The 19081-nt window shown below is 53.5% G+C and carries 11 protein-coding genes; 8 read left to right on the top strand and 3 right to left on the bottom strand.

Translation table 11 applies throughout. The features are described from left to right. Positions 1 to 89: 89 nt before the first annotated feature. The 3 genes from OSO_RS0134530 (at position 90) to OSO_RS0134545 (ending at position 3298) form a co-directional block, all read left to right on the top strand. On the top strand, positions 90 to 1034 hold the full coding sequence (locus OSO_RS0134530) for a hypothetical protein (protein ID WP_010587407.1): 945 nt from the start codon (positions 90 to 92) through the stop codon (positions 1032 to 1034). 145 nt (positions 1035 to 1179) lie between these two features. Continuing rightward, complete coding sequence (locus tag OSO_RS48995) at positions 1180 to 2139, top strand: hypothetical protein (RefSeq protein WP_010587408.1); 960 nt, start codon at positions 1180 to 1182, stop codon at positions 2137 to 2139. Between the two features lie 469 nt (positions 2140 to 2608). Continuing rightward, positions 2609 to 3298 (top strand): Tle-like phospholipase domain-containing protein, encoded by a 690-nt coding sequence (locus OSO_RS0134545; protein ID WP_010587409.1) that lies wholly within the window; start codon positions 2609 to 2611, stop codon positions 3296 to 3298. A 26-nt stretch (positions 3299 to 3324) separates the two neighbouring features. Here OSO_RS0134545 and OSO_RS0134550 read toward each other — a convergent pair whose 3' ends face one another. The 3 genes from OSO_RS0134550 to OSO_RS0134560 form a co-directional block, all read right to left on the bottom strand. Continuing rightward, positions 3325 to 4449, bottom strand: a complete 1125-nt coding sequence (locus OSO_RS0134550; RefSeq protein ID WP_202800022.1) for an exo-alpha-sialidase — start codon at positions 4447 to 4449, stop codon at positions 3325 to 3327. Between the two features lie 219 nt (positions 4450 to 4668). Next, on the bottom strand, positions 4669 to 8604 hold the full coding sequence (locus tag OSO_RS0134555) for a WD40 repeat domain-containing serine/threonine protein kinase (protein WP_010587411.1): 3936 nt from the start codon (positions 8602 to 8604) through the stop codon (positions 4669 to 4671). Continuing rightward, complete coding sequence (locus tag OSO_RS0134560) at positions 8564 to 9229, bottom strand: sigma-70 family RNA polymerase sigma factor (RefSeq protein ID WP_010587412.1); 666 nt, start codon at positions 9227 to 9229, stop codon at positions 8564 to 8566. The genes OSO_RS0134555 and OSO_RS0134560 overlap by 41 nt, the downstream gene beginning before the upstream one ends. A gap of 330 nt (positions 9230 to 9559) precedes the next feature. Here OSO_RS0134560 and OSO_RS46300 point away from each other — a divergent pair, with 330 nt between their 5' ends. The 5 genes from OSO_RS46300 (at position 9560) to OSO_RS49000 (ending at position 18898) form a co-directional block, all read left to right on the top strand. Further along, complete coding sequence (locus OSO_RS46300; RefSeq protein ID WP_010587413.1) at positions 9560 to 11350, top strand: fatty acyl-AMP ligase; 1791 nt, start codon at positions 9560 to 9562, stop codon at positions 11348 to 11350. Between the two features lie 5 nt (positions 11351 to 11355). Beyond that, positions 11356 to 12324 (top strand): acyl-CoA desaturase, encoded by a 969-nt coding sequence (locus tag OSO_RS0134570; RefSeq protein WP_010587414.1) that lies wholly within the window; start codon positions 11356 to 11358, stop codon positions 12322 to 12324. Continuing rightward, positions 12321 to 12578 (top strand): acyl carrier protein, encoded by a 258-nt coding sequence (locus OSO_RS0134575; protein ID WP_010587415.1) that lies wholly within the window; start codon positions 12321 to 12323, stop codon positions 12576 to 12578. Before OSO_RS0134570 ends, OSO_RS0134575 begins: the two co-directional genes overlap by 4 nt. Beyond that, positions 12575 to 13888: an aminotransferase class I/II-fold pyridoxal phosphate-dependent enzyme gene (locus OSO_RS46305; protein WP_010587416.1), complete on the top strand. Its 1314-nt coding sequence runs from the start codon at positions 12575 to 12577 to the stop codon at positions 13886 to 13888. Before OSO_RS0134575 ends, OSO_RS46305 begins: the two co-directional genes overlap by 4 nt. A gap of 75 nt (positions 13889 to 13963) precedes the next feature. Beyond that, entirely contained in the window at positions 13964 to 18898 is a 4935-nt protein-coding gene (locus tag OSO_RS49000) for a beta-ketoacyl synthase N-terminal-like domain-containing protein (RefSeq protein WP_010587417.1), read from the top strand. The last annotated feature ends 183 nt before the right edge of the window (positions 18899 to 19081 follow it).

The following is a 19081-nucleotide window of genomic DNA, read 5'->3' on the forward strand; positions in this document are numbered from 1 at the left end:
GTCCAGTGGTTTCGATATGCTGTGGGACGGGCCGCACGATCGAGAGGAATCAGGCGAGCCGAGACGGGTTCGCTTTTCGAGGCCAACTCATGGCAACGCGGGAACTGAGCGCGATGGAACCGTGGCAACTTCGACGTGTGGTCGTGTGGATTCGTTCCTTTAGGGTACGAATCGCGCTCGCGATGCTGTCGATTGTGATCGTTGTCGGCTTTCTCTATTCATGGCCGAGGCGTGGGGCATTTGCGATCCGTAGGGCGGGAGGCATGGTTTGGTCCGAGGAGGATGCGGCGTGGGCGGATCGTCTGGGTCGACCAGCCTCGTTGAATCACATTCTTTGGATGGGCTATTTGCGTGCTGATGACAGCCTGAATGTCGTGGATCTCTCCACCAGTCACTCCCTAACGAATCCTCTCTCCGGCATCCAAAGTTTTCCCAATCTGAAATACCTCACGGTCAATGGGCGACAGCTCGATCAGAGTGTTGACGATCTGAGGGGGGAATTCCGCTCATTGGAGTGGGTCACGGTGCACTCCGCCGGTGATCGACAGCTAACCCGGCTGACGCGATTTCCAAACTTGTCGTTCATTGATCTCAACAAGCCCATCGCGATTGATCTGGGTATCGACTCGCTCAAGAATCTTGGCGTGATTCAAATCCGTGAGTGTGCCAACCTGGCAAATTGTCTGAAGCAGATTGGCCGTTTGCCGCATGTTCAGCGTTTGCACTTCCATTTGTGTACGGGATTTTCGGACGACGATCTGAGCTTTCTCATCGGGCTCCATTCATTGAAGTTTCTTCAGTTCGATGAATGCACTCGGATCGGTGATGTCGGATTACGACATTTGTCAGAAATTGAAGGTTTGAATACCTTAAGCCTTCCGATGTCGTTGGGTGAAATCAGTGAGGAAGGAGTCCAGACGCTCGCGAGTTTTAGAAGGCTCAGGTCACTGAATATTTCCAAGTCGCAATTGCGCCCAGAACAGATCAAGACCTTGACCGAGCGTTTGACTGGCCGTCGATTGATGGTCGATTGAATCTGTTGATCTGGAAGCAAGTCTTGCGTGCGAGTTTGCACTGCGAATGCAGACGCGCCAATGGGTTCAACGGGCACTGTTTCGAAGGTTTCATGGCAGAAGGCTCGACGAGTTTGCCATGACGAGGTCATAGAAAGATGTTGAGATGAGTTTTCAAGCACAGTCTGTTCATTGGAATCAGCAGAGGCCCATTCGTGAGGTCATTGCAGAGGTACAGGCGCAGGGGGCAGAGTATGTCATCGTCGAAAGCGAATCGAATCCAACGGTTTCTGCAAATCTCGCGGCGGCTTCTACGAATGCGGCGGATCTGATTGTGTTTCGTACTGCGGCGGACGCGGGACGATGGAAGTCGCTGGGAGAGTGCCTCCCTAAGGGGCTCTATTTCCTGGCTGCCGTTCCATCAGGCCATTCGGCGGTTGCAATCTCGGTGCCGCTTCTTGCGGCGCATCAGAACGTGGTGACTGCGGCAGGCTCTTTGAATGAACTCGTGGCTCGGCTTGCGGCATTTGCAACGGTGTCGTTCGTTGATGCGGTGGTGGATGGAGGACGCTCTACGTTCGCATGCCCGCGACTGATTCAGTCTGCGGGAGGAGGCCGTCACGGCTGGGTTCAAGAGTTGATCGACGCGATTCCTGCGGGGAAGGATCGTGCGGCGGTGACGGCCGTTACGGCATTGAAAGCCGGCTTACATCTGATGAACGAGGACTTTGATGCAAGCCATGCCTGTTCGCAGTCGATCGAGGGAATGGGGGCGAATCGTACCGGTGACTACTGGCACGCGATTCTGCATCGACGCGAACCCGATTATGGGAACGCCAAATATTGGTTTCGGCATGTCGGTCGGCATCCGGCGTATGTCGAGTTGGCCCAGTTGGTTGAGCGACGTTTGAATGCGGCAGACGCTTCCTTGCCCGCGAAGCTTGAGTCGTGGAGAGGAATGCTCCTACCACAGGGCAAGTGGGATCCATTTGCGTTTGTCGATCTCTGTGCGGCCGCAGAACACGACAACGAGACGCGTGCATGGTGTGAAGTTGTTCAGTACGACGAGATGGTCGTCTTGCTTGAGTCAACGGCACGCGATGTCATCAACAACACGATGGCCTGAAAATTGTGTTGGTTTTGCCGGCGCAATCATTCCTGTCAGGTCAAAACGCGAGCACACGATGGACATCGTGTGCTATGTTCCCGGGAGAGTGCGGATTGTTGGAGAATTCCCAAGTGTCGATGTTTATTCTTGATATCGACGTTTAACCGTCTGCTGAAACCAGGGAGACGGACGCGAGAACGTTGGGGGCGCGTTGCGACTGTTCGATGTCGCCAGATTTTAGATAACCGGGGGACCTGTCGCGAATCATTCGAGCGGATGCGGATCGAGAGAAGAATCTGTGGCCGACTGCCGAAAACACTGGGACGATTAAGGCGACAAGCGGCCCGTTGCATCCAATGGTCGACGAGGGTGAAGTCCGACATCATCTCGCATTCAGAATTGCTGCTTGTTCCGAGGTGTCTGGTTCGAAGTGATCGAACTGGCACACTCGGTTTATAGGTCGTTTATCACGCAAGGAGAGAGTTGCATGCCCGCCATTACCGTGAACGAATATGCGGATATTGCCTCGAAGGTGAAGAAGGCCAGTGTCGCGGGCCGGTTCAGGCCAGCGAAGTTCGCGTATAGCACGGGGTGGATTCATAACGGTTTTGCCGGTTGTTGCTATGTTGATGACGCGGCGAAACAGTGTGTGATCGCGTTCAAAGGGACGGGTGGATACGACGCAGATGATTCGGTTGAGGGCGCTCATAAGAAGGGGACAATCGTCAGCGATCTGACCGCCGACTTGAAATTGTCTCTTGGGGTGATTCCCAATCAGGCCAGCACTGCGAAGAGTTTTTTCAAACAATGCGCACAGACCTATTCGTCATACGATTTGACGGTGGTGGGACATTCGCTGGGTGGGTATCTGACGCAAGTCGTTTCGTACTGGTACGGCGTCAATAGCGTCACGTTCAATGCACCAGGTGCCTGGGGTGATTTGCAAAAGGCGTGCATCAATCTTTTCAAACCACAAGTGATGTGGCGTACGATCAAGGCTCATGCCAAAGACAACGGCAAGTGCGCGAACTTCATTCACGTGGGTGACATCGTCGGCAACTTCGGTCTGCACCGAGGTGAAACCTATCGCGTTTGTGGGATTTCACATGCCATGAAGTCGATTCAAGATACGCTCTACAATTCAAAATACGGCACGAAGGACCCGTTTTCGCTGTAAAGCGAGGAACGCGGTCTTTGTTCGTTTTAGTCGCCTTCAGGCTGCTGCCGGTTCAGTTCCTTGGTCAGTTCATCCAGGCGGACCTGCAGCAGTTCGACGGTTTGCTTTCCACCCGCGAAGGCGACCAGTAGCTTTCCATCGTGTTCCATCACGTGTGGATAGTCGACATGGCGGCCACCGACTAATTTGCCCATTTGGGTGAATGTGACCCCGTCATTGCTGAGCGAGATGACCAGCGGATCGCGCTTTTTGGGGTTCGCATTCGACACCAGAACGTATCGTCCATCACGTAGCCTCAGGCCGTGGATTTTGGACGTCGCGTCAGGGAAATTGGTACGAACGGGGGTGTCCCAGGTTTGGCCGTTGTCTCTGGAGAACGAGCGGTAAAGGAAGCCACTGTGTCGGTTATCGCGGAACAGGGCCAGCAGGCGATTGTCGGGCAAAACCCACCACAATGGTTCTTCTGCGGCAAGTTCGCTGCTGGAACCGAGCACCGGGAATGACTTCCAGGCATCGATTGCGTCCGTGCCTCCGACCAGAAAATGGACTCCCGTCGTCTTATAGTCATGCATCCGCCGCGACATCATCCATTGGCCGTCGGGAAGACGTTCGGGCGGGAAGTTGTTGATTGCGTTGTCGCAGATCACACCTCGATCAACCCAGGTGCGGTTGGCGTTGTTCCATTGGAACGCGCGGAGCGAAAGACTGGGGCCAAAGAACCCGGCGGCTTCATCCAATGAGGCGATCGCCAACAGTTCATCGTTTCGTTTCCAGAACCCCCGTGCGATCCAACGCAGGCCCTTGGCTGTTCGTGTGCCGTAGAATTCGGATTGAGGGCCCGAATTGGGTGGCTCGGGCGTCAGAAATTCGGGCGTTGACCACCTCTTGCCGTCGGGACTGGTGGCGAACTTCACGCGTTGTCCGACGCGGTCTTCAACCCCAGGGCCGTCGCTCCACATGATCCAGAATTGGTGGTCATGATGGATCAGGTAGTTGTGCTGGTTCACCCCGCCTTTGGATTTTTCGACTCTCGTGAGATCGCCGCCGGGAACGCGGACATCGCTGACGATGGCGTGCTCGCCGGGGATTTGCGGAAGCGTCTCAAAATTGATGAGCAGGGGATCGGCGGGCACCCAACGGCCCGCGAGCATCGGCCGTTCTTCCGATTGAGGAGGGGCAGCGGCGGCGAATCCAGCGAGGAAAACACACCTGGCGAGGAACGCAAATCTGACGAACCAATGCATGTCTTTCGTCCCACGACAATCAAGAAGAGTGGCTACCACGGCGATACTGAGATCGCGCACGGCACCATTGGAGACGAACGTTTTGCGCGAAGTCGGGATCAATCAGACCGATGGTGACTCCATCGGTCAATCGTCTGATCGATTTGTGTGATGCTTTCTGCTGGATTGGAGGTGTGATTGTTTGGATCGCTCGATGAATGGTGCGTCCCAGATTCGAATCGTGCCATCGTGCAAAGCCGCTGCGAGCGAATCGCCGCTTGGTGAGAATGCGATCTGATTTGCAGGGGCGGGGAGATTGGGAATTGTCAGGACTTCCTGACCCGCGGGAACATTCCAAATATGGATTGCGCAATCATTGCTAGCGACTGCAAAGTTGCGGCCATCCGGCGAAAAGGCCACGGATCGAATCCCGATGGTCGCATAGTTATGCTCCATCAGGATTTTCCCCGTTGGCAGATGCAATAGTTTCACCATGCCGTTTTTCTTGCCGTAGAGCAACAGTTCATTCGGTCCTGTCGTGATCATGGAGTCGGCGAGGGTTTCCGTTGAATGAATATCGCGCAGCCACTTTATTCCGACAGGCGAAAGTGCCAGGCACTGGGTTTCCGACTTTTCGTTGCGAATCAACTTGCACAAGCCAGACGATGCCCAAGACTGGATTCGTCCGAATGAATGCACGGCCAGAAGTTGATCGTTTGTCTGAAACGCGATCGATCGAACGGTTCCCCCTTCCATCTCGGCATGTGTTATGAATGTTCCTTCAGGGACATTCCATCGCCGGATCGTACAGTCACGACCAGCGCTCGCGATCACTTTGCTGTCTGGCGAAAACGCGAGCGTGCGGACATCATCGGTGTGTCCGTTCAATCGCATTTGGACTTGAAGCGTGTCTGCCCGCCAGATGACGACATCATCGCTATAGCTGCCAGTGGCGACCCATCGTCCATCCGGTGAAACTGCGATGCATGACACCAACGAGGTATGCTTCATCGAAGCTTGCAGTTCTTCGCCTGTTCTCACATCCCAGCCACGTAAAAATGCGTCGTCGCCGACGCTGTACAAAGTTTTTCCGTCAGGCGCGAATGCCAATCCCCATGCTTCGCTGGGTTGGTGTCCTTTGAGCTCGCGATATGGTTTGACCGGTCCAGGCCGCCACAGGATCAGGCGTCCCCCATCGTCACCGATCGCCCATGTCCCGGTGGGCTCATGTCGACTGATGCAGCTCATGGCTTGCGGCAATTGAAGCTCGGTCGTCGCACGCAGGCCATCTTGAAACTTCCAAAATTTCAATTCGGGCAGCAATGTTTCATTGCCCTGCATAAGTTCCGACCATGCTTCGTGATCCTGACTATAGGTCGGAGTCAACGAGCCAATGATCAGGTTTTCTCCGCTCGCATCGAATGCACAAGCGCCAGCAGGCCCCTTCAAATCTGGTGTTGCTTGAATCAAGGCACCGTCCATTGTGTTTCGGATCTCAAAACTGCTCGGAAATTGCATTCCGATGGCGATGAATTCTCCATCGGGAGAGAATGTCAACGCTTCGTTGATCCCCTTTATTTTCGATTTGATCGTGCTCCACTCGCCAATTTCAGGTGGCTTAGGGAATTCCCCTGCCGAAACAGTCTGTACCTTAAGTGCGCATTTGATCACGATGCCGTGAATCGGCAGGCTCGGAAGTGAAGACTGCAAGCTGGCCCAAAGCTGTTTGCCGTTGGGGGAAATTGCGACGGCATCGACGCTGTATTGGGTGTTGGGAGCGGCTGGCGTCAGGACGTTCGTGGTCAAAACTTGGGAATTGAGGTCCAGCGTCAAGATGGTTGGAGGGATGTCTTTTCCTGACACTCCCACGGCGGCCCAGCTTCCATCCGGCGCGATGACAACTCTTCTGACTTCAAACTCGCCAAGTGGCTTCCGGAAAAGTTCCTTTCCCGCCTGAAGATCCCACAGAATGAGTTCTTGCTGTCCGGAACTGAAGTGCCGAAAGATGGCGCGAGTCGCTTGGCTGTTAATATGAGCGACATGTTCGTTCATAAGTTCAGGAATTGGCCAAACTGCGAGTAACGCACCGCAGTGAGCATCCCAGCGGCGGATCGTCCCCTCTTCCGAAATGGAATAACAGAGATCGCCCTCCGGTGTCACAGCGGTCGCCAACACTTGTTCCATATGCCCGGCCAAATCTCGAAGGCTTTGCCCTTTGGCAAACAAATACCGCCATTCGAATCCACGAGGATCGTCAGCATCCCTGTCTGGACGAGGCAAATATTGCTGTAGCAGTGCAGCCATCGGACGAATTTGTTGTTTCTGCCAAAAGTCGTCCGCCCTGAGCATGGTGGCTGCGTACTCGCGCTGATTTGCGAAGCAGGCCAATTTCTCTGAGCGCAGGCCATGAAGCATCGCGAGCTCGGTCTTCTCCATGGCGATTTTGGCTTGCTCATTGGCTCGATCAGACTGCTTTATCGCATGCTGTGTCTGGATTTCACGTTCTTCGATGGTTGCGACAAGTTGATTGTTCAGTTTTCTGAGTTGGTTGAGGTGCCAGCCCCCGACTGCGAACAAGGCGACAAGCAGGCAACTCACCAACACGACCAACGAGGCAACGGCAGGCCGTCGACGGGACCACTTCGCAAACCTTTCGTGCATGCTCCATGGCCGAGCGATGACTGCTTCCCCGCGGGTGAACGCTCTCAAGTCATGTGCGAGAGCGCTTGCTGTGGCATACCGAGAAGCGGGTTGGGGTGAGAGACATTTCAGGCAGATTGCAGCCAAATCTTTGGGAAGATTCGGGATCTTCTGCTGGATGACCGCATGCCCCGACTTGGATTGGGGCGGCTGAAACGAAAACGCCAACCGTCCCGTGAGAATCTCGAACAACACCGCACCCAGGCTATAGATGTCGGTCTCGGGGCCGATTTTCGCGCCGCGCCCTTCTAGTTGCTCGGGTGCCATGTACTGCGGAGTACCCGCCATCAGCGTGGCGCTCGGCGTCCGCGAATCTCCAATTTGGGGTGGGCTCGTTTCTTCGAAATCATCGAGTAATCTAGCTAAACCAAAGTCACTGACCATCGGTTCGAAGGCATTGCAGAGATCTGCGAGTGGCACCGAACCAGGAAGAACTGAATCTCGTTTTCCTGAAGGGTCACCCTTGGGGTGCAACAGAATATTTGTCGGCTTGATATCCCGGTGAAGAATTCCATGCTGATGGGCATGATGGACACCTTCTGCCAGTCCGATCATCAATTCGACAGCGACATGAATCGGCAATTTGTGTTGCTGTGGGGAATTGATTGGTGGAGATGGAGACTCAGAATTGTGCATTAATCGTTCATCGGGGGCCGTGTCCTGATTCGATGTGTGGTCATTGCGAAGCCATGAAGAAAGGGCTCCGCCCGCGCAATAGGCCGTGACCTGGTAGCTGATCGGACCTGCCTGTCCAGCTTCATACACTGGGACCAGATGTGGATGGGTGAGCTTTGCCGCGAGTTGTGACTCGCGGACGAATCGTCTTTGGAGATCCGGCGTCGCCAACGTTTCGGGCCGCGGGATCTTTAATGCGACCAGCCGGTGCAGAACCGGATCATTGGCCAGGTAGACGACACCGAACCCACCCGAACCCAACCGCCTGATCAGTTGAAATCGTCCAATTCGATGCCCGCTACCCAAGGTGGAGATGTCATCTCCTTCTGCGATCGTCTCAGCAGTGACGTGGCGGGTCGGTATTCCAGATGCTGCGGAAGCGGAAGATCGATCGGACGTCGATAGCAATTCGAATTGGATCACCGTCTCGGTTTGCCTACTATTCACGTCAGGCGACTCTGACTCGGTCGTTGTGGATGGCCAGTTGTGGGGCGGGGCAGTGTCTTGCCTCGAAGTAATCGCGAGCCGTTGTTGTCGCCGATCCCGATCCAAGAATTGCAAACAAGCTTGGGCCTGTTCGAATCGTGACTGCAATTTAGGATCGTTGAGCGGTGGCAGGGTTGGCGCGATCCCCGCAGCGAGGGCTTCATCGAACTTGACAAGCTGTTCACTCAGCTCGATTTCTGGATCGAGGGGCGATTGAGTCATTTATTGAATCGAGTTCCTTTTGGAGCAATTCCAACGCTCGGACCCATAGTTTCCGCGCAGCCTCATCCGATTTGTTTAGACAGCGGCCGATTTCGTCAAAGGATTTGCGATCGTAGTTCCTCCATCGAATCAAATCTTGATAGTGATCGGGCAGTCGTCGAATGGCCTGCTGGAGGGCATTCTCGGTTTCTCGTCTGATGACAATGCTGCTTGCGGTTCGGTCCTTGCTGGAGAGCGAGATCGATGACGATTGATCATCGTCTCTGGCTGACAGCGACACCTCTTTGGAAAGGTTTCGTTTCTCCGTACAACGGAAGTCACGTGCAATATTTGCAATATTATTGAGCAGAATCCGCCTCAACCATGCCTGAAACTGAGCCGGTGATTCGCCCTGAAAGTGAGAAAAATCCCGCGCTGCTTCAAGAAAGGATTCTTGCACTAAATCAGATGCGCTTGCCTTCACTTTAAGGTCTGGGCCGAGTTCGACATCTGCCATCAGCACAAGGTAGGTGCGGTAACATTCCAAAAGAGGACCGAGCGCATCACCTGAACCGGTCTTTGTAATCGCCAGTAACCTTGCCGCGTTGGCTTCATTCTCAGTTGTCTCGTGTTCAGCCTCGGCCATCACGTTCAACTCCCATGGCTCGTTGTCGCATCAAACCGGACGATAAATCTCGTGGTTTGTGAAAAATGCACAAACTCAGGTGGGGACGGCATTAGTGGTTGCGATGGTGATGATTTCTCATCCAGAAATCTTCCGTTCGAAAAAATAGCGTCCGGTTTTCCATTGCCCAGTGCCTCAATGAGATAGAGCGCTCAGTGATAGCTGATCAGGATGGTGCGGACGCGGTATTGGGACCAAAGCGAGGGTATTGGCGAGAGCGGGTCGCTGGTTCGATCTAGATCGGCGTCACTTCGATCTTAATGATTATTTATATCTAGCGCTGTACTGATTGTGGATGCTCGAATTAATAATAATGTTCGTGAAACGATACTCTCTGTACTGGGTGACCATGTTCGGCGTTCGGGCGAACGTATCGCGTACACCTTCCTCAAGTCCGATTCTGAGCGGGAGTCGTTGACATACCGGCAGCTCGATGACCGGGCTCGCTCAATCGCGGCCGCATTGCTTCGGCATGCTCGACCCGGCGATCGAGCGTTACTGGCTTATCCCTCAGGGCTTGAGTTCATCCAAGTTTTTCTTGGGTGCTTGTACGCTGGGATCGTTGCGGTGCCATCCTATCCACCGAAACGTAAGAGAAATTCGGTCCGCGTTGGTGCGATCTCCCACGATTGTGGGGCGACGCTTTTATTGGGGACCAGGGAGACTCGAGGCAGCCTGTTGACAGAAATCTTGGCACGATCGCCAGGTGCGGTCGTGCTGGCAACTGACGAAATCACGACGACTGGGGGGAAATGCCTGAGACCTGTGGAAGCCACGGATGTCGCATTCCTGCAATACACTTCCGGTTCGACCGCGTCTCCGAAAGGAGTTGTGGTCACCCATGGCAACATTGTTGCAAATCTGCGGCTGATTCAGGCCTGCTTCCAGTTTTCTGCCAATTCAACCTTGGTGTCATGGCTACCGATGTTTCATGACATGGGCTTGATCGGATGCGTGATGGCCCCATTGTTCCTGGGGTTTCCAGCGGTCTTGATGGCCCCGAGCACGTTTTTATTCTCACCAATTCAATGGCTTCGTACCGTTTCAGAGTTTCGAGCGACGTGTACTGGTGCACCAAATTTTGCATACGACTTGTGCGTAAAGGCAATTACGCCAGATCAGCGACGCGGTCTCGATTTGTCGTCTCTTAGAATCGCATTTAATGGTGCCGAGCCGATCCGGGCCAGTACGCTCGATCAGTTCAGCGAATTATTTTCTGATTGTGGCTTTCGTCGCGACGCCTTTTTTCCGTGTTATGGCCTGGCTGAAGCCACGCTCATGGTTTCTGGTGGACCTCCGCTCGCGCCCAGACCCATTTTGAGGTTGGGTGCCGATGCACTCGAACAGCACCGAGTCGAAGAATCCATCGATGGTCGACGCATTGTGGGCTGCGGGCGACTGACAGACCACCTCGAAGTGTGCATTGTCCATCCGGGGACTGGCGTTCAGTGTGCTCCCGATGAAATCGGAGAGATCTGGGTTCGAGGTGCGAGCGTGACGCAGGGTTATTTTCGCCGTCCCGAAGAAACGATTTCGACTTTCAAAGCCACGATTGAGCAAGAGAGCGGTGGGTGGCTACGGACTGGCGATTATGGATTCATTCGAGATCAAGTTCTCTTCGTGACCGGGCGACTCAAGGATTTGATCGTGATCCGCGGTCGAAACATCTATCCGCAAGATGTTGAGCGCGCTGTCGAACCCCACATCAAGAATCCGACCGCGAATTGTGTTGCCGCGTTTTCGATTGAACTCGAGGGTGAAGAACGTGTTGTCGTCGTCTGCGAGGGCACACAAGAAATCCAGCGCCTGGCGAACGATGCTGACAGATCGGCTGATCTTCGAAGTTATATGGACGCGATGCTGTCGAATCTTCGGGCCGACGTTCTTGCGCTGTGCGACGTTCAAGTGCACTACGTCGCGATCTCGGCGCCATTGGCTTTTCCGCGGACGAGTAGCGGAAAGGTCCAGCGGCGGGCATGTCTGAATGGCTTGATTCATCGGACGCTTCCGTGTCTTGAGCTTCCGGGATGTATTTCATCTTTGGATGGATTGTCACTGAAAACCGAATCTTCTGAGGTTTAGCGACCGTGGACGATCAAATCATCACGCCCCACAGACCGGATTTTCAGCGAGGCACGCTGATAAAGGGGGATGGCACGGAAGCATTCATCCCCCGGGCGGCGGTGGCAAGTTCACTGAGACTCTTTCTCATTTTGTGTCATGGCGTTCCATTCATTGGCGGATTGATCGCCGTTGCCATCATTCCAATCTGGCCGCCAAGTGTCCTAGTGCTCGTTTCGATGGCGGTCATGTGGAGTTTGTCGTTGGGATTTGGAATCACGATCGGGTACCACAGGCTGTTCAGTCATCGTGCATTTCAGACGTCAACTCCCATGCGAGTGTTTCTCGCGATTTGCGGATCAATGGCGGGACAGGGGCCCTTGATTGCCTGGGTTGCGCTGCATCGTTGCCATCATCAACATACCGACACGGATGGTGATCCTCATTCACCATGGCCGAATGGTTCAAAATGGTTTCAGAAGCTAGTTGGGTTGTGGCACGCTCACTATGGTTGGTTGTTTTCGTCGGGATTCCCCAACTCATTGCAGTATTGTCCGGATCTGATTCGAGATCGTGCGATTGCGCGAACAAGCCGCATGTTTCTGGTCTGGTACATCATGGGATTGTGCCTCCCCTCCATCGTCATCTGGATGGTCACTGGGTCCACGAAAGAAATGATCCTGACATTCCTATGGGCTGGCTGCTTACGTGTGGCCGCCGCGTCTCAAGTGACGTGGAGTATTAATTCGCTGTGTCATTTTCTCGGAGCGGTTCCGCATGCGACTGGCGATCATAGTACGAACCTGTCCTGGCTAGCTGTCCCGTCGTTTGGTGAATCCTGGCACAACAATCATCACGCTTATCCACAGTCGGCGAAATTCAGTTGTCGTTCATGGCAGCTGGATTTGGGTTATGCCCTGATCTGTGTCATGCGGTATTGCGGCATGGTGTGGGACGTGCAGACACCGAAGACTCAGAAGGGTGAAAATCGATGATCTCTGCATCGGACATTGAAGATGCGATCTGCGGAATTCTGCAGCGCGTGTCGAATGAATGCGCAGCGCGAATTGATCGAGAGATGTCATTCGATCGATTCGGACTTGATAGCCTCGCGCGCGTCGGCCTGTTGACCGAGTTGTCGAAGCAATTGCGTCTGAAATTTGACACGACCGAAGCGCTGGATTGCGAATCACCCAGAGAGCTTGCTGAATTTCTGGTGAGCCAACAGAAAAGTCGGGTGCGATCATGAACGATCAAACGCATCGTGTACACGACGAGAAATCACCGTCACTCAAAGGAAGCCTGATTTCCTATCTGGCACTGAATGGCAAGACAAACGAAAAGCGTTTGTCCGACTGGACGGAATGGCTCGCAAGTCGTCGGAACGACAAGCTGTGGCCCTACTCACGGGTGATCGAAGGGCATCCCGGGGTCTCAGCAACAGTCTGTACGGAAAAACGCGAACATCCTCGTCGCCTCTTGAATTTTGGGTCTCAGGACTACCTCAGCCTCTCGAAGCATCCTCAGGTCATTGAGGCGGCGGTGGACACGTGTCGTGAGTTGGGCGTGCATTCCGCTGGCAGCCCGATTCTTGCTGGTCGAACTGCGCCCATGTACGAACTTGAGAACCGCATCTCTCAACTCTGCAAAAAAGAATGTTGTGCGATTTTCTCCACGGGATGGGCCGCCGGATTCGGAGTCATGGCGGGCCTGGTGCGATCTGATGATTCTGTCGTGATCGATCGACTCGCGCACAATTGCTTGTGCGAGGGTACCAAACACGCCACGGATTCGATGTTTTTGTTCGCTCACAATAGCACTGCCGAATTGACACATGCTTTACAGAAAGCCCGTCGTGCAAATGATTCAGGAGGGGTCTTTGTCGTCGTCGAGTCGTTGTACTCCATGGACTCGGATTCGCCTGATCTGCAAGCCGTCGTTTCAATTGCGCGCCAATTTGACGCAATTACGATTCTTGACGTTGCGCACGATTTCGGATGTATGGGGGCGTCTGGTTTGGGGCTGCTCGATGTCACGCCAGAGGAATTTTGGCCCGACGTCATAATGGGTTCGTTCTCGAAAACGTTCGCATCAAACGGCGGGTTTGTCGCAGCGAGTGAGCAAGTCATCGACTATCTGCGCTGTTATTCCTCTCCGTTTGCGTTTTCCAATGCGCTGTCCCCGGTTCAAGCCAGTATCGTGCTGACCTGCTTGGATCTGGTCTTCTCGGAAACAGGATCGGAAATGCGCCAACGACTTGCCGCGAATGTGGATGCGCTGCGCAGGGGCATGACTCATCATGGTTTCCATGTTGCCGGAAAGCCAAGTCCTATCGTGCCAGTGTTCGTGGGATCGGAAGCGAATGCGCGTGTCGTGTCTCGAGAACTTGGCGAGCTTGGATTGATGGCAAATCTCGTGGAGTTCCCGGGAGTTCCGCGTGGTTCTGCACGCTTTCGTTTTCAAGTGATGCGCGACCACACCATGTTTGAAATCGATGCTGCCTGTGAAGTCATGCGCAAGGCGGCCGATACCGCCGGGTTGCTGATGGACCACTGGTGACCCAGGCAGATGCAGGATTTCAGCGCGTCTCGATTCCGAACTACAGAAATGCCATTCTTGTAAAAAGTTGCAACGATGACTGTGGACGCCAACCTCGTACGATTTCCAAGTTGTCATTGGCTTGCGACACACTATGTCGCGACACCAATTCTGTTAGCCCTTCAGGGTGAAATCCATGGCGGCAATTCGCCGCGAATGAGTGAGTATTATCGACTGAAACGGTCGAATGCTGGCAATTTGGATATCGTCTCTCAGTTTCTGGACCGTGTTTTCGGCAATTCCTCTGAGTGCACGACATTTCCGCAGATCCCAACAATAGTGTGGCGGCTTTACGATTCAGATCTTGAAAAGCGATTCAAGTCCGAGAATCCATGTGACATGCTCGACAGTGTCTTCGCGATGGCGATGGACAATTGGTCAATCGACGATCAGAAGCACAGTGACGTCCTTCATTCGGCGTTGATAACAATTCTATTGTCGCACCAAGTTCTTCTCCCGAATGAGGGAACCGTCGACCCGCGAACCCGAGTTCAAGAGTTGACGTGCGAGTATTTCAAGTATCTTGGGCTCGTCGATGTGACGGCAGCAGGAATCAGCGTTACGAAGCATTGGAGTTACTTGCAATCGAACTCGCATCACTTGGGGGTGGCGGTTTCTTATCGTTCTCAGCTATCTCACATGCGATCGTTGCTTTTCGGCGATCCCGCGTCGGTTTTTCATCGAGAAGACAGCGGGGGCGAGTCGCACGTCGATCGATCGGAAAATGTTGCTGCAAGCGGGAAACAGCATCGTCCCTACTTTGACCGTCTGGTGAAAAGTCTTGTCAAGAAGTATGCCGACATTGATGCGAATGCGCCGCTCTATGTGGGTGATCTGGGCTGCGGGGACGGTTCGCTCTTACGCAGAATCTTCGATGAAACACGCGAAATCGATCGTCGCAATGATCATTTTCGGCCGATCGGGATCGATTTGAATGCCGAAGCCCTCGCGGCAGCTCGTCGTATGTTGCCTCCGAATTCGATGCTCTTCCAAGGCGATATTCGCAAACCGCAAGAATTGATCTCAGAATTGCAGAAGGCCGGGGTCGAGACCGATCACGAGATTCTGCATGTTCGAAGTTTTTTGGATCATGATCGATCGTTCGCACTTCCAGAGAACGTTGAGGAAGCATGCAAATGGAGGTGTTTGAAGTTTTCTGGCGTCTATGCGGACGGATCTGGTGCACGGATACTTCCAGAGCTGATGTTTCAGGCGTTGATCGAACATCTGCGAAGCTGGTCTGCATCGATTGGTGAACACGGTTTGCTTCTGCTGGAAGTTCACTGCCGCGTCAAACACTCGCCGGAGACGCTTGTTGATGACAACGCTGCGTACTTTCAGGCCCTACAGGCGCTCTCTGGACAACAGTTGATCGAAGCCTGCTATTTCCATCTGGCCGCCGGGATGGCTGGACTCTTCTCGCGCTCGGATACCCTGCTGCAATTTCCCGAACTCAGTGCCGAACCACTAATCACATTGCACTGGTTTGATCGGCAACGTGTCGCGGTACGCCTTGGCACGCCGGTCGATCTTCAATCGATTTGTGAACTCGAACAGACTTGCTGGAACAGTTTGGCGACGCCGCGACACGTCATCGAAAATCGTTTGAACAATCCACTGGAAACGTTCTTGCTTCATGATCGAACAACAGATCGATTGGTTGCGTCTCTCGCCGTGCAGCGTGTGTCGCAAGATGTCAACATCATGAATGCGCGATGGGATCGACTTGCCCGTCTTGCGGCTGACAACGGTCCGATTCTGCTCTTGATTGCGCTGAACGCGGATCCTGATTACCACGAGGTCGCTTGTGGAGGTTTGCTTTTAGAATTCGTTCTGAATTTCGCGCGTCTTTCCAGTGATTTCGACGCTGTGATCGGGGTTTCTCGATGCAAGAACTTCTCAGGGAAGACTCACGCCGAATATCGGAAATATGTCTTCGCTGTGAATTCCCAGGCGTTGCCGATCGATCCCGTGTTGCGACTTCATGTTCTACATGGTGCAAAGATCGAAGACATTGTGATGGACTATCGCCCTGACGACACTGCCAATCTTGGGTGCGGGGTCGTCATTCGATATCCACTTCGGTCGGAAGAACGCGGCGTAGTTCAAGAAAATCCGAAAGCCACACACGGCGAATTCTCATTGTCGGAATTTGCCGAAGAGATCGTTGAAAAGCTGGGTGACGAGCGGATCGATCCTTATTCACATGATCGCGCTTTTCGAGACATGGGCCTGGATTCGCTCGATCTACAAGCGTTATCGCTGTTTCTCTCTGAGAGAGTCGGTCGGATGATTCGTCCCGATCTCTTTTTTAAGTACCCCACACCTCGTCAGTTGGTCCAGTACGTAACTGAAAAAGATGGATTTCAAATGTCGACAAGCAAGACAGGCCGAGAATCGCCTGTCGCGAACACCGAGACATCGCGTTCGGTTGCGATTGTTGGTATCGGATTGAGGTTGCCTGGTGGCTCTGACACTCCATCGTCCTTCTGGGAATTTCTGCGTTCTGGACGGCACGGGATCGTCGACGTCCCCGATGATCGATGGGGAGACGTCGAATGGACTCGCCAGGCGGTGAGGGTTCGGCGCGCGGCGTTTATTCGAGATCTTGATGAGTTCGACTACAGTTTTTTCGAGATTTCTCCTCGAGAAGCCCGACTGATGGACCCGCAACAAAGGTTGCTGTTGCAGACAACCTGGCATGCTCTGGAAGACGCTGGGATCGCGCCATCAAAACTCGCGGGGTCGGCGACGGGAGTCTGGGTTGGAATCAGCAGCAACGACTACTGTCGGCGCGTTTTCAGTCGCATCGAAAAAATTGAAGCTCACAGCTCGACGGGAACCGCGTTCAGTACCGCCGCCGGGCGCATTTCGTACGTTCTCGGATTAAATGGGCCGTGCAATTCAATCGACACGGCGTGTTCGTCGTCGCTCGTTGCGGTACATAACGCCTGCGGCAGCCTTTTGTCAGGCGAGTGTGAACTGGCGATTGCAGCCGGCGTGAATGTTATTTTCCCAGAGTACTCGATTAGTTTTTCCAGAGCAGGAATGCTTTCACCCGATTTTCAGTGTCGATCCTTTGATTCGGAAGCCAATGGTTACGTCCGTGGGGAAGGGTGTGGGGTTGTCATTCTAAAGAAACTCTCGGACGCTGTGCAGGATGGTGATCGAATCTATTCTGTCATTCGATCGACATCCTCGAATCATTGCGGACGCAGCAATGGGCTGACGGCACCAAGTGGTGCGGCGCAGGAGAAACTGGTTCGTCAGGCTGTCGACAAAGCAGGGGTCGATGGCGGTCAAATTCGGTTTGTTGAAGCGCACGGAACTGGAACGTCACTTGGTGACCCCATCGAAGCAAATGCGCTACTGAGTGCCCTTCGTTGCAGTGGCACCGAAAAGCTGATCCTTGGTGCCTTAAAGACCAAAATTGGACATCTGGAATCCGCCGCGGGGGTCGCGTCCCTCATCAAAGCTTCGCTGTGCCTTGTCGCCAACGAGATTCCACCAAATCTCAATTTCGAAACGCTGAATCCGTCGATTGACGATTCGCGGGACCTGATCACCATTCCCACTTCGTCCATTCCATTGGCGCCCATTGCGGACCGCCGACTTGCTGTGGTGAACTCGTTCGGATTTGGCGGGACAAATGCGTGTGCATTGCTCGAACAATGGAGTGGGCCCTCACCACGTCAGATGACTGATGGCGTCAAGTTACATCCGTTCAAAGCGAGTCGGGCGTGGTTTTCGTCTGACGGACTGCGAGCCCGTTACCATGAGTTGCCGTTGAGTGGATTCGTGCGCAAAGAAGCAAACGTTTTCGAATGGCAGATCGAAGGATTGTTACTCGCGCAAATCAGTGAACATCGTATCAAAGGCCATCCAATTCTCCCTGCCTCGTCCTATGTATCTTTGCTACTCGAAATAGGTCAACGCTTGCGAGGTCACATTCTTTGGGAAATTCGGGATGCTGAGATTCTCAATCCGGTCTTCCTCTCTGAACCAGTGACCATTCGTGTGAGCTGCTCACCGCACGACACAGACAGGGCCAGGATTGCAATTGAGTGCAGTGTTCTTCGCAATCGAATCGAATCATCTCGGCTGTTCTGTCTTCGAGCGACGCTCGTGGATCTATCCGAGAATCCTCCGAGTGACATCGGCGCAGAGCACAAGATTCATGGGAACGAGTCGACCCTAATTCCTGAAAAAGATCTCGAATGGCAACGCACGTTCTATACGCGGCTTTCAGACCTTGGATATGAATATGGTCCTGTTTTTCAATGTCTTACGGAGGGGCGTATTCGGCACCAACGCGGCCTTGGCTCGCTAAGTTGCCCCCAAAAAGACGGCATGTCACGCCCATCAGATCGCCTTTGTGAAATGTCCGCACGCATTGATTCAGGATTGCATCTTGGTGTCGAACTGTTGCGGCATGTCGTCACAACCGCAGCGACTGCGATCTTGTTACCTACGAGTTGGAAATGCTTTCGGCTGTTGCGAGATTTTCGACTCGCCACACGAATCACAACTTCCGTACGGCTTTCAGATGAATCAAATGACAATGCAAAATCCGTCATCTGTTCCAGGTACGAATCTGACAATGGCGAACTTGTCGCGGAATTTGAAGATGTACAACTCAGTACTGTTACGACAGCGTTGCTCGTCTCGCTCGGTAAGCCACAAGAGGTTCGCATGGACGAGATGTCGCACACGTCCTTCGAAAGTTTGTCCGAGGATTTCCTTCCGAGGCTTAGGGCAAAAGCCGCCGAGATTCTGGGATTGAGTTCGACAGAAGAACTCGACGTCGATTTGCCTCTCTCCACGCTCGGAATGGATTCGATCATGTTCGTTGAGTTGAAGCTCGCCATCGACGACTTATTCGGGATTCAGATTGCGACCGACGTATTCGTACAAGAGCCATCTCTTCGTCAAATCGCCAGATCCATTTCAGATTATTCGAGTGTGAAGTGATCGTTCTTCAGTGGCGTTGGGGATTGTTGTTCCGGCGGTCGCGGCAACGCCATAGGTTGATATGTCCAAGCTTGACGATTCTCGGAAAACAATCCGCGAGTCGTCTCCGCAAATTGAGAATTTAAACGAAGTGCGATTAGCAAGATTCAAACGGAGACGAAATGACGGTGGTCGAAATTCGTT

It is taken from the genome of Schlesneria paludicola DSM 18645 (assembly GCF_000255655.1).
GTDB lineage: Bacteria > Planctomycetota > Planctomycetia > Planctomycetales > Planctomycetaceae > Schlesneria > Schlesneria paludicola.

Excerpts from the sequence above, each read along its gene's own strand:
- OSO_RS0134530 (WP_010587407.1), top strand. The coding sequence starts at position 90 with ATGGCAACGCGGGAACTGAGCGCGATGGAACCGTGGCAACTTCGACGT.
- OSO_RS48995 (WP_010587408.1), top strand. The coding sequence starts at position 1,180 with ATGAGTTTTCAAGCACAGTCTGTTCATTGGAATCAGCAGAGGCCCATT.
- OSO_RS0134545 (WP_010587409.1), top strand. The coding sequence starts at position 2,609 with ATGCCCGCCATTACCGTGAACGAATATGCGGATATTGCCTCGAAGGTG.
- OSO_RS0134550 (WP_202800022.1), bottom strand. The coding sequence starts at position 4,449 with ATGCTCGCGGGCCGTTGGGTGCCCGCCGATCCCCTGCTCATCAATTTT.
- OSO_RS0134555 (WP_010587411.1), bottom strand. The coding sequence starts at position 8,604 with ATGACTCAATCGCCCCTCGATCCAGAAATCGAGCTGAGTGAACAGCTT.
- OSO_RS0134560 (WP_010587412.1), bottom strand. The coding sequence starts at position 9,229 with ATGGCCGAGGCTGAACACGAGACAACTGAGAATGAAGCCAACGCGGCA.
- OSO_RS0134575 (WP_010587415.1), top strand. The coding sequence starts at position 12,321 with ATGATCTCTGCATCGGACATTGAAGATGCGATCTGCGGAATTCTGCAG.
- OSO_RS46305 (WP_010587416.1), top strand. The coding sequence starts at position 12,575 with ATGAACGATCAAACGCATCGTGTACACGACGAGAAATCACCGTCACTC.
- OSO_RS49000 (WP_010587417.1), top strand. The coding sequence starts at position 13,964 with ATGACTGTGGACGCCAACCTCGTACGATTTCCAAGTTGTCATTGGCTT.